8 protein-coding genes are annotated in these 13,219 nt (G+C 37.6%); 6 read left to right on the forward strand and 2 right to left on the reverse strand.

Annotated elements, in window-relative coordinates:
• Positions 1-110: 110 nt before the first annotated feature.
• On the forward strand, positions 111-296 hold the full coding sequence (locus tag AB669_RS12650; protein WP_047799688.1) for a hypothetical protein: 186 nt from the start codon (positions 111-113) through the stop codon (positions 294-296).
• 66 nt (positions 297-362) lie between these two features.
• Positions 363-932: a DUF2911 domain-containing protein gene (locus AB669_RS12655; protein ID WP_047799689.1), complete on the forward strand. Its 570-nt coding sequence runs from the start codon at positions 363-365 to the stop codon at positions 930-932.
• Positions 933-993: 61 nt separating this feature from the next.
• Here AB669_RS12655 and AB669_RS12660 read toward each other — a convergent pair whose 3' ends face one another.
• Positions 994-3,366 (reverse strand): phosphocholine-specific phospholipase C, encoded by a 2,373-nt coding sequence (locus AB669_RS12660; protein ID WP_047799690.1) that lies wholly within the window; start codon positions 3,364-3,366, stop codon positions 994-996.
• 127 nt (positions 3,367-3,493) lie between these two features.
• Entirely contained in the window at positions 3,494-4,288 is a 795-nt protein-coding gene (locus AB669_RS12665) for a glycerophosphodiester phosphodiesterase family protein (protein ID WP_047799691.1), read from the reverse strand.
• A 201-nt stretch (positions 4,289-4,489) separates the two neighbouring features.
• Between AB669_RS12665 and AB669_RS12670 the strand changes: the two genes are divergently transcribed.
• The 4 genes from AB669_RS12670 (at position 4,490) to mnmG (ending at position 13,167) form a co-directional block, all read left to right on the forward strand.
• Positions 4,490-7,822, forward strand: coding sequence for a DUF4175 family protein (locus tag AB669_RS12670; protein ID WP_047799692.1), 3,333 nt, complete (start codon positions 4,490-4,492; stop codon positions 7,820-7,822).
• A 384-nt stretch (positions 7,823-8,206) separates the two neighbouring features.
• On the forward strand, positions 8,207-8,632 hold the full coding sequence (ybeY, locus tag AB669_RS12675) for an rRNA maturation RNase YbeY (protein WP_047799693.1): 426 nt from the start codon (positions 8,207-8,209) through the stop codon (positions 8,630-8,632).
• A gap of 690 nt (positions 8,633-9,322) precedes the next feature.
• Positions 9,323-11,185: an ABC-F family ATP-binding cassette domain-containing protein gene (locus AB669_RS12680; RefSeq protein ID WP_047799694.1), complete on the forward strand. Its 1,863-nt coding sequence runs from the start codon at positions 9,323-9,325 to the stop codon at positions 11,183-11,185.
• 119 nt (positions 11,186-11,304) lie between these two features.
• A complete protein-coding gene (mnmG, locus tag AB669_RS12685; protein WP_047799695.1) occupies positions 11,305-13,167 on the forward strand; it encodes a tRNA uridine-5-carboxymethylaminomethyl(34) synthesis enzyme MnmG in 1,863 nt (620 codons plus the stop codon).
• Positions 13,168-13,219: the final 52 nt, after the last annotated feature.

Raw genomic sequence — 13,219 nt, forward strand, 5'->3', positions numbered from 1 at the left:
TACATTATCCTGATAAATGATTACAATAAGTGGTGTAGTACTATATTAAATTTCATACACGGCACTCATTTCTAAAATAAATATTAACTTTGGCACCAAATAACAAAAACATGAGTGTACAAGAAAACAGCAGCAATAATTTCAATTGGTTATATTATGCTTTGGGTTTATTCTTTGGAGTTCTAACCGGAGCAATCATTACACAAAACTATATTTTCGCTTTATTAGGCGGTGTATTTGGCTTACTTTCAGCGGGCTTGTTCTTAAATGCTATTGTAAAAGGCAGAAAATACTAGTCTATTCAGCTATCTCCCTGGCAATTAAACATCCCTATTTAAAGCTTGTTAATTAATTTACAGCAAATGAGAAATATCTTCATTGTTGTTTTCGCTCTTATATGCTTCAATGTTAGTGCTCAGGTAGCAACTAATGCGGACATTAAATTTCCTGCGGCAGATTCAAGTCCAGCAGATATTGTATATTTTCCTTTAAATGTGACTAAGGCGAAAGCCAATGATTTGGTTGAACCGATCATAAAGGTCATCTATTCCCGCCCGCAAAAAAAGGGGCGTGATATTTTCGGTGTCTTGGAGCAATACGGAAATGTATGGCGCTTTGGAGCGAATGAGAATACTGAAATACGTTTTTTCAAAAAGGTGACCATTGGGGGCAAGAGAGTCAAGGCTGGTACCTATAGTTTATTTGCTATTCCTAATAAAGATAGCTGGACAATTATTTTGAATTTGCAAACAGATAGATGGGGTGCGTTTACCTATGATTCCAGGAAAGACATTGTTCGTGTGAATGTTCCGGTAAAAACATTGCCAAAACCCATCGAATACTTTTCTATTACCTTTACAAATGTTGAAAAAGGTGCAACTCTGGTTGCGGCCTGGGACAAAACGCAGATAGAATTACCGATTGTATTTTAGGATTTACAAATCATTTAAAAAAGGCTTCAGGAATTCTGAAGCCTTTTTGCATTTAGAATGTTTACACAGTATTTCCCATAAAAGGATCGGTTGTGGTTATTTCTCCCGTTTCAACCTTTCCGGCATAGCGATGTTTGAAGTCTGGATTTCCACTCTGTAGGATGCTGAAATCATACCAATGTGCACTTTTGGACAAATTTAGTATTACGGTTGAGATCGATTTTGGTTTTAGGTTGATATTTTGGATTGCCGCCCTAAACTTATTGTCAATAACCTGAACAGTAAGTGGCAAAGCACTATTGTTCTGCAAAGAAAATGTCAGATTTCCGGTATTTTTCTTATTCAGAATGCCACTTTGTTCTGACGATGCTTTAATATCAATTTCAGGATTCTTCGAATTTCCTTTAAAGTGCCTGTAAAACCCATTAGGTCCTGTGATTCTAAAATCGTAGACATTATCATCAAAATCTTCAATATTGATCCTCTCTGTAATGCTATCACCTGCCTTAACTGCATATGCCCATGTTTTGCCAACAACACCCTTGTAACTCGAACTTGTGTTCATGGTAAAAGGGGCGCCCACCGTTTCAACTTCGCTACCGAAAAGTGTCTTAACTGATTTAAATGTAATTTCCAGTTGCCTGTTAACTAATCTGGCATCGACAGATAATTGATATGGCAGTGCACTGGCTGGTTTGGTACCTTGTTCCTGAAAGGGAAGATGCACAGAATTCTGTTTTGAAAATGACTCAAGATCGTTAACCTTATTGACTTCAGTTTTATTTAATGCCACGGGACCAGTTTGAGCGGGTTTATTTTTGGCATTTATAATACTTGTTACAACATTATCGCGCTTCAATGATTCGGGCGAAGGAATCACCTCACCATTATATGGCCTGAAAGCTGATGTTAAATCACCACAGATATGACGACGCCAGTCACTTATGTTCTTACTCTTAATGGTTTTCCCTGATTTTTTAGTCAGCCACTTTTCCATAAACATTAACGATGAAGTATGGTCAAAAACCTGAGAGTTTACGAAGCCTCCTTTGCTCCATGGAGAAGCAATCACCAGGGGTACGCGGTAACCTAATCCAATCGGACTGCCTTTTTTTGTTTCAAAATCGGTGGCAAAATTAATTCCATCAGATACTTTGCCACTTGCCGGATCACTGGGATTTGGCACTACGAATGGTGGATGGTGATCAAAATAACCATCGTTTTCATCATAGGTAAGTATGAAAATGGTCTTTTTCCAAACCTCCGGATTTTTGGTTAAAATATCTAATGCCTCACTTACATACCAGGTACCGTAAAGCGGAGAACTGGTATGGTCGGAAAATTTTTGTGGTGCCACCAACCATGAAACTGCAGGTAATTTTCCTGAATCAACGTCTTTCCTGAATTGATGAAAAATATCCCCTTTTGGCAGATTAATTGTTTCCGTTTTTCCTAAATTATTTTTAAATGAGAATGGAGCTAAATCCAGGTAATTCTTCTCGCTGATATTGGTTTGAAAGGCTTTATCAATTAGATTTTTCTCCCTTTGAGAAAGTTTATCATATTTGGCCTGAACTTCTGCTGCAGTTAAAGCAGGTTTAACGGTTTTATCGCCGTTTTGCCTAAAATAAGCAGAAAGCTTCACATTGTGTCTGCTGATATACTCTATCGGATTATCTCCATAATTACCGAGCCAGTCATCGACCTCGCCCTGAGGAAGCCTTGAAGTCCATAACTCGTTCTGATAAATTCGCCAGTCAATTCCATTATCTTCTAAGAGTTCCTGGAAAGTCGGCCAATCTACAAAAACATCGTTTTGTGATTCGGCCTGGTCATTATTCACTACCGCCACCTTGTTTTCACTTTTCTCCCCTCTGATAGTTCCTGTAAAAAAGAACAAACGATTGGGAGTAGTACCGGTTAAGGAAGAGCAAAAATGCTGGTCGCAAATTGTGAACGCATCGGCGAGTTGGTAATAGAAGGGAATATCGTCGCGGTTATAGTAGGCAAGTGTCATGGGTGTTTTTACAGGCAGCCATTTATCGTATCGCCCGCCATTTCTTGCCGCTACCTGATCATTCCATGAATGTGGCAATCCCCCCTGCCAGGTAATTTTTGTTTTATTAATATCAATGTGAAAAGGTGCGTAAGTATATCCCTGACCATCTTTTTGTAACCATACCTTGTTACCATCGGGTTGAATGTGCGGGTGGGGATCGTTGAAACCCCTCACACCTTTCATTTTTCCAAACATATGATCAAAAGAGCGGTTCTCCTGCATCAGGAATACAATGTGTTCAGCGTCGTAAAATGTAGTACCAGGATCAGCATTAATGGTCATGGCCTTTAATATTGATCCAGGCAGGGTATTGGCCATCCCGGTTGTACCAGCAAATAAAGCTGCCTTTTTTAGAAATTCTCTTCTTGAGTCCATAAACAATGTATTATTACCTAAATACTTTCAAGAAGCACAAAGTACTATATCTCCCATGTAAAATTCTAAAATAACCTGATACAACAGCCGCAAATGACATAATTGTTCCAACACTCACCAAGCCGAATTAATTTTCCTTTTTTCCGGTGAATTTCTTTACTTCCTCAAAGGTAAGTTCAGGTTCATTTGTAGTAATGTAATCAACCTGCTCTTTTAAAAGCCACTGGATTTCAGGAACTGTATTCACTGTCCATGCGTTAACTGTTAAGCCCAGTTTTTTTGCGTTTTCAATCCATCCATCCTTTTGATATATGCTATAATGATAATCGACACCTGTTAGGTGGTCGGCCTTCATTTGCTCTGCAGAAATATCACCCTTCAGGTAGGCTACTTTGGCTTTAGGAAGAACCTCAAGAATCCTTTTACAATAGTCGTAATCAAAACTAATGTATTCTGTCCAATCGATTACTCCTACTTTCTTGACCATTTGAATAGCTTTATTGGTCACCTCGATTCCACGTTCTTTACTTATTAACGAGGGCTTGATTTCGAGAATAAGCTTTGTTGACCGTTGCTTTTTACCTTCTTTTAGGTAAGCTTCGAGCGTTGGTATTTTTTCTCCGTTACTCATTGTTTTGGTCAGTAACTCCTCATATTTAACTTTTTCAATCGTTAAGCCCTGGAATTCAGGATCATGATTAACAACCAGTATATCATCTGCGGTCATCCAGACATCGAACTCTGATCCATAACAGCCCAACCTTACTGCTTCATTTAGCGAAGCAATAGAATTTTGCGGAAAATTGTTTTTTTTCCATGCCCCCCGGTGAGCAATAACCTGATTTTTGTTCCAGTTAAATTTCTGAGCAAAAGATGTAGTGAAAATGAATACCATTAGGGTAAAAATAAATGCTTGTTTCATTGTGTTAGATATTTATAAAAAAAATCAAAAGTATGCCTTTATCATAACACCTGTTTAAAATCTATGTAACCTTTGTATTAATTAAAATTAAAGGAATATTATGAATAACTTAACAGACCCGAACGATTTTAAGTAAAAATCGAAAGCTATTAAAAATGAGCTCTTTTAATTGATGCGAACAATTTTTACATTTACGGAGATATGGTGAGTAATAATTACAATGAGTTACTAAAAAAAATAGATGAATTCATCCGTAAATTCTATCTAAACCAGATATTGAGGGGTAGTATTTATACATCGACCATTCTTTTAGCTGTATACATCGTTGTTTTTTTAAGTAATTATTACTTTCACCCTTCAATTGTTTTCAAGACCTTTATTTTCTATGCTTACCTTTTTCTGGGCGTAACCTTAATTTATTTTTTTATTGTTAAACCAGCTTTATCTATGCTTAAGCTGGGCAAACACCTAAGTTTTGATGAAGCGTCAATCATTATTGGTAATCATTTCTCGGATATTAAAGATAAACTACTCAATACCCTTCAGTTACATCGGCTTGCCGATAGCAAACCTGAGCAAAGCCAACTCATTTTAGCTAGTATTGATCAGAAAATTCTGGAACTGCGGCCTGTTCCATTTTATACTGCCGTACGCATTAACGATAATAAAAAGTATTTAAAATATCTTTTAATCCCTGTTTCGATTATCCTTCTAACGGGGGTAATTGCTCCGGCAATATTGCGTGAAGGAACTAATAGTTTTTTTAAATACGATGAATATATCAGTCCAAAAGCACCCTTTAAATTTGTTATACTAAACAAAAGCTTAATGGCCACGCAGGGGGATGATTTGGTCATCAATTTAAAACTTGATGGTGACAACTTTCCGGCAGAAATTTATGTTGAAGATGGAAAAAACACTTACAGGCTTGAAAAAGAAGGTATCAGTAAATTTAATTATGCCCTTAAAAATATTCAGGAGGATAAAAAACTGATTTTTAAAGGTGGTGGTTTCAATTCATCAGTTTTTACCGTAAATGTTAAACCACGTCCGGAACTTTTAAATACAACTGCAACGCTATCTTATCCATCCTATCTAGGCAAACGTACTGAGGATATTGCCAATGTTGGCGATATGTTACTACCAGAAGGAACAAAGGTAATCTGGCATTTTAAAACACAAGAGAGTGATGCTATTTTGTTTGTATTGAATGGAAAGGTATTTGATCTTCCGCTTCATTCGAACGCAACAGGTTTTGTTTCTAAGATAATGGAAAATAGTAATTATAGTATTACCCCCATAAATGATGATGTTGCCAACAGAGATTCGTTAACACATCGGATTACGATCATTAAAGATCAATCTCCTGCAATAATTGTAGAGGAGAAACCGGACTCAACAAGTAACAAAACACTTTATTTTAGCGGACAGGTAACAGACGATTATGGATTCAGCCGTTTAAGTTTTAAATACAATGTTAAAGAGCACAACAAAGTTGTCAAAACGGTTACACGAAATATTCCAATTAAAGCCAATGCCACTGAAAATCTGTTTTTTCATTTCTGGGATCTAAAAAGCATCATGGCTGAACCTGGCCAGGAGATAGAATATTATTTTGAAGTAGCCGATAACGATGGCGTAAATGGCTCGAAGATTACCAGATCTGAAATCAAAACCTTTAAAGAGCCAACTAAAAAGGAAACCGCCGATCAGATCAATGCAGGTAACCAGGCTTTGAAACAGAAAATGCAATCGGCAATACGGCTGGCAAATACGATTGAGAAAGAAAGTAAAAAAGTAGCAGAAAGCCTGATAGATAAAAAACAAATTTCCTTTGAGGACAAAAAACAGATAGAATCGCTTTTAGATAAACAAAAGCAGCTGGATGAAGCTGTTAAAGAAATTAAGGCACAGAATGACAAAAACATTCAGAATCAGGAAGATCAACAACAAACACAGGAACTTTTAGAAAAGCAGAAACAAATCAAAGACCTTTTCGACAACGTACTGGATGAAAAAACCAAAGAATTGCTACAGAAACTTCAAAATCTGATTAACGATAAAAATAAAGATCAGACTCAGAATGAACTGTCGAAAATGCAGCTGGATAATAAAACGCTAAAAAATGAGCTGGATAGAATCCTTGAACTTTATAAACAACTTGATTTTGAACAGAACCTTCAGAATGATATCAACCGTTTGAATGAACTTGCCCAAGAACAAAAAGATCTGGCCCAACAAACAACCGACAAAAAACAGGATAGTGAGTCGTTAAAAAAGAAGCAGGATGAACTGAACAGGGAAATGAACGACCTGAAAGAGGATTTGAAGAAGTTAGAAGAGAAGAACCAAGCGCTTGAACGCCCCAACCCCTTTGAAAATCCCGAAAAGGATGTTCAGGATATCCAGAAAGAGCAGCAGGACAGTAAAGAATCACTGGACAAGAAAGATCATAAATCCGCCAGCCAAAAACAGCAGAAAGCTGGTGAGCAAATGGAAAAACTATCTAAAAAGATGAGTGATATGCAGCAGCAGGGAGAAGAAATGGAAAACAACCTGAATGCCAAAGAACTGAGAAGATTGCTTGAGAACCTGTTGAACACTTCGTTCGAGCAGGAACAGGTAATGCTCAATCTAAAGAAGATGACAGCCGCCGATCCTGCATATACTTCAAATGTGCAGAAACAGCGAAGTTTAAAAGACAATTTGAAAACCATTGCTGATAGTTTATTTGCTTTAAGCAAACGCGTTCCCCAGATAGAATCGACAGTAAATGAAGAAATGAACAAAATTAACTTCAACCTAGATAAAAGTCTGGAAAGTTTAGGTGACCGTAAAACAGCCGAAGCTAACCGTTATCAGCAATTTACCATGACTTCGATTAACAACCTGGGTTTAATGTTAAGCGAAGCATTGAACCAATTGCAAAACATGAAGAAAAACAGTAAAAGCGGAAGTGGAAAGAAACAGAAACAGGGAATGAAGCAGCTTTCGCAAATGCAGGAGCAGTTGAACAAAGGTATGCAGCAGGCACGCGAAAAAATGCAGAAACAAGGTGGAAACCAGGGAACGGTAGGAAAAGGAGAAATGAGCCAGGAATTTGGAAAAATGGCACAGCAACAGCAAATGATTCGACAGGCCCTCGAAAAAATAAACAGGGAGGATAACAAAGACGGCTCAGGCAAAATGGGCAATCTTAACGAAGCCATAAAAGAAATGAAGCAGACTGAAAGCGACTTAGTTAATAAACGACTGCAACAGGAAACGCTTAACCGACAAAAGGATCTTTTAACCAAACTACTTGAAGCTGAAAAAGCTGAACGTGACCAGGAGGAAGACTCAAAACGTGAAAGCAAAGCAGCTCAGCAGTTCCCTCCATCCTATCAAAAAATGCTTGATGATTTCAAAAAACAAGAACAGAACGGTAATGATATGTTGCAGAAAGTACCGCCAACATTGAATTATTATTATAAAAACAAAGTTTCGCAGTACCTCAAGTCACTGAACATGAACCAGTATATTAAGGCCAATTAATAGCCTAAATTGCCATTCAGATTGGAATGGTAAACGACAATATTCCTTCCGCTGATCTCATCAATTGCACAAAATCGATGAAACAGATCTTCGCCCTTTCAACGTTATCATTTCCAGGCTTTTTTTCATTAAAAATAATCTGTATTTACTTGTATGGAAATAGTCAGCTTTCTGTGCGTATCTACATGTGTTCAGCCGCATTCGTGGCGGCTCTTTAACAGGGGCCTGAAAGGGGATCGACAAGGAGTTAACAGGGATTTGCCCCTACTAACCCCCTATCAACCCCCTGTTAAGCTCCTATTAACCCCCTGTTGACCTACGCTTGATGTTTTCAAATCAATTGCTGACTTATATTTTCTAAATTTGCCAGATAAAAGAACTCATATGCCTGCTATTTCATTTTTCAACGAGTCTGTATCTTATAAGCTTCCTAATAAGCTAAAATTGAAGAAGTGGATCAAAAATACCATTGAAAATGAAGGCTACAGCCTTGAACAATTAAATTTCATATTCTGTAGTGATGAATACTTGCTTGGCATTAACCAGCAGTATCTTAATCATGATACCTACACTGATATTATTACTTTTGATAATTCAGAAGTAGAAAAACTAATTATTGGCGACATTTTTATCAGTATCGAGCGTGTGAAAGAAAATGCTAAAATCTATAAAACCAATGATTTTGATGAGGTATGCCGAATTATTATACATGGGACTTTGCACTTACTAGGTTACAAAGACAAGGGCAAAATCGCTAAAACACTGATGACTGATAAAGAAAATGAATATCTCGCAATACGTGAGCTTTAGAAAACTGAGATTGAGATGTCTCTAGTATTCCATCATAAGCGCATCGCTCCCCGATCATCTGTTTCATGGCTTCAGATTGTGGCCACATGTAGCATAGAACATTGCATCATACGTTTTTCAACAGAGAGTGGCGAAAGAAATACCTAACCACCTTTTAATGTGCCATCCCATAAGCTTAATTTCTTTAGCGCAAGTTTATCTCGTGTTTAAGAATGCTAACATCATCACCCTGGTGTAAAACAATCGTGGATAATTTCAATATTAATACATTTCTGACTGGCGTTCGTAGTAAAGTAATGTCTGTTCGTCGATACTAAGGCTTTGATGGTATAATAACTGTTGTTCACCTGCAACATATTTTATAGTTGATAGTCTTATTGATATACGTTAAAAAGATACAGAACTGAAGTATTGATATTTGAATACCCAGTTGATCAAGATAAAAGTTTAGTTTTAGTTAATGATAGAAGCAGTGGCGGAGCGATTCCAGCCACTGTTTTTCGTTTCTGGCAATGTGTTAAACACGGCACCTTATTTAGCTATTATTAAGCATTCCAGATTGTAGTATTTCCAACAATTATTACTCCTGAGTAAAATATATTATTCCACAATGATACATAACTAAGTTCCAAATATATTATCCGTACTTTTGCTCTAATTTCTCTTTACAAATCTGAAAAACAAATTACATTGAGCACTTTAATTGCGGCAGAAAGCTTGGGTCATGGTTATCACGACGAATGGCTATTTAAAAACTTAACCCTCGGGATCAATTCAGGGCAGCGCGTAGCGTTAGTTGGAATTAATGGTGCTGGAAAGAGCACACTCCTAAAACTATTGGCAGAAAGGTTTCCTCCACTTGAAGGAAAAATTGTGAAAAACAAATCGGTAAAAATTGGATTTCTCGACCAGGAGCCCCAGTTTAACGATGGATATTCTATTAGTGATTTTATTTTTTCACTGGAAAATAAGCAGCAACAGCTGATAAAAGAATATGAAGAATTAATTGAGCAAGAGAACCCTGATGATAAAGCACTCAATAGGTTATATGAAGAATTAAGTGAACATAATGCCTGGGAATACGAACATGAGATTAAGACCATCCTTAACCGCATGGGCATTACCCATCTTCAGCAGAAGATTGCGACACTTTCCGGCGGACAGCGCAAAAGGCTTGCTTTGGCCAAACTACTTATTGAAGATCCTGAAATCCTGGTTCTGGATGAACCTACCAACCATCTTGATATCGACACCATAGAATGGCTGGAAAAATTGCTCACTACGGGTCAGAAAACAATTCTATTGGTTACACACGACCGGTACTTTTTAGATAATGTATGTAATACAATTGTTGAGTTAGACGGTGGAAAGATATTCAACTACAATGGAAACTATGCTTACTTCCTTGAGAAAAAAGCTGAAAGGGAGGCATTGGATTCAACGGTGCTTCATAAAAACCAGCAGTTACTAAAGAAAGAACTTGAATGGATGAGGAGAATGCCTCAGGCCAGAGCAACGAAATCGCAAGCAAGGATTGATGCCTTTTACGACCTGGAGGAAAAAACCAAGAAAAAATCAGATACAGGAAGCATTACCCTAAAAATGAAAATGTCACGTCAGGGCGGCAAGATTATTGAATTGGATCATATAAAAAAGGGATTCGATGGTCGTGAAATTATCAATGATTTCAGCTATACATTTAAAAAAGGCGACCGTATTGGATTAGCCGGTAAAAATGGTACTGGTAAATCTACCTTGTTAAATATAATCACCAGTAACCTTAATCCCGACTCGGGAACTGTTGACACCGGAGAAACAACAGTTTTTGGATACTATAAACAGGGCGGATTAACATTCGATCCAAAAGAGCGTGTTATCGACGTTGTTAAATCCGATGCCGAATATATTAAGATGGCTGATGGATCGGTGATTACTGCCTCTGCCCTACTTACACTTTTTCTATTTCCACCAAAGAAACAACATGGCATGGTAGAAAAATTAAGTGGTGGCGAAAAGAAGCGCTTGAATCTGATGAAAGTATTGATGCAAAATCCAAACTTTTTGATCCTGGATGAGCCGACCAACGACCTGGATATAGATACCCTAAATGTATTGGAGGAATTCCTTGAAAACTTCCCCGGTATTTTAATGCTGGTATCGCACGACAGGTACCTGCTAGATAAGATGAGCGAACAGTTGTTCATTATGGAGGGAGAAGGCGTAGTTAAAATATATAACGGCAATTATTCAGAATACCGTTTAAGCTTAGATCAACCAAAAATAAAAACAGAAAGCAAAAAAGCTCCTGTCACTGTTGTAGAATCAGTTCCTGTCAAAGCTGTAAAGAAGCTAAGTTTTAAGGAACAAAAGGAACTAGAGGAAAGTGAAAAAGGAATGTCTGATACAGAGCACAGCATTGCCAAGTTAAATGAAACACTATTAAAAATAGATGCTACAGACTATATCAAAATTCAGGAAATTTCTGACGAAATAGTAAATCTTAAACTAAAGCTTGATGATTATACCCTGCGCTGGTTGGAGCTTTCTGAATAAATAATTTGAACCTAATGTCAACGTGATGTTTCACGTGGAACGTTATTAAGATAAATTAAATATCTTTAGATTAAGATAAAATACACAATGTTCCACGTGGAACATGGAAGAATATTATTATGTTTTCAAAATACGATTTAATTGTTGTTGGTGCCGGACATGCAGGCTGCGAAGCTGCTGCTGCTGCTGCCAACCTGGGATCTTCAGTTTTACTCATTACGATGAATATGGGGGTAATTGCCCAAATGAGTTGTAATCCTGCTATGGGTGGTGTAGCTAAAGGTCAGATAGTGCGAGAGGTTGATGCCATGGGTGGATACTCAGGAATAATATCTGATAAGTCGACCATCCAGTTTAGAATGCTTAACAAATCGAAAGGCCCCGCCATGTGGAGTCCAAGAGCACAAATAGACAGGATGCGCTTTGCTGAAGAATGGAGACTAGCGTTGGAGAGGACACCTAACGTAGACATTTGGCAAGATAATGTAGTGGGACTTCTAGTGAAGGATAACACCGTTTATGGTGTTAAAACATCTTTGGGAATTGAGGTTGAAAGTACAGCTGTTGTATTAACCAACGGAACCTTTCTGAATGGGGTAATGCATATTGGCGAGAAAAAATTCGGTGGAGGCAGAACAGCAGAAAGGGCATCCACAGGCATCACTGAGCAACTGGTAGAGCTAGGTATGGAGTCTGGAAGAATGAAAACCGGAACTCCTCCACGCGTTGATGGCAGAAGTTTGGATTACTCTAAAATGGAAGAACAATGGGGAGATGAAAACCCAGGAAAATTTTCATTTACCGATACAGAAGTTTCAAAAGATCAAAGGTGTTGCTGGATTACCTATACCAATGATGAGGTGCATGAAACTTTAAAAGAAGGATTTGAGAAATCACCGATGTTTACCGGTAGAATCAAAGGACTCGGCCCCAGGTATTGCCCATCAATTGAAGATAAGATTAATAGGTTTGCAGAAAGAAACAGGCATCAGATTTTTGTTGAACCTGAAGGGTGGAATACCTGTGAAATTTATGTAAACGGTTTCTCTACTTCCTTACCCGAAGATGTACAATTCAAAGCACTACGCTTAATACCTGGTTTCGAAAATGCAAAAATGTTCAGACCGGGCTATGCCATTGAATATGATTTCTTTCCTCCTACCCAACTATCTTTAACGCTGGAAACTAAATTAATCAGCAATCTTTTTCTTGCCGGCCAGATCAATGGAACAACAGGATACGAAGAAGCGGCCTGCCAGGGTTTTATGGCCGGTATAAATGCCCATCAAAAAATAACCGATAAGCATGAGCTGATTATGAAAAGATCGGAGAGTTATATTGGTGTATTGATTGATGACCTGGTTACCAAAGGGACTGAAGAGCCTTACAGGATGTTTACCTCCAGGGCAGAGCATAGACTTTTATTAAGGCAAGATAATGCAGATATACGCCTCACTCCTATCGGACATCAACTTGGATTAATATCTGACGAGAGATTAGAAAAAGTCAACAAAAAAATTGAACATGCAGATGCATTGGTTAAATTTACTAAAACTCAGGGGATTGACATGAATGATGCAAATCCGATGCTTGAGCAGGTGGGTTCAAGCGTGCTTACACAGAATGTCAAAATCCATAGTCTAGTTGGAAGGCCACACGTTGGTCTACACGATCTGATTAAAGTAAGCGAACCATTAGCCAAAGCAACGAATGAACTCGACACAGAAACCATTGAACAGGCAGAAATCAAAATAAAATACGAAAGCTATTTTGAAAAAGAAAATGAGATTGTAGCCAAGATGCAGAAAATGGAAGATAGAGAAATAAATCCTGATTTTGACTATAATAAAATTGTATCTCTTTCAAAAGAGGCCAGGGAAAAATTATTCAAGATCAAACCGCGTACATTGGGTCAAGCTTCAAGAATTTCAGGTGTTTCTCCTTCAGATATATCGGTTTTAATGGTTTATATAACTAAATAACTGTAAATCAATTACTTAACATAGAAAATAGTAACTTAAAATAAAGCATTTT

Source organism: Pedobacter sp. BMA (assembly GCF_001027745.1).
Taxonomy (GTDB): domain Bacteria; phylum Bacteroidota; class Bacteroidia; order Sphingobacteriales; family Sphingobacteriaceae; genus Pedobacter.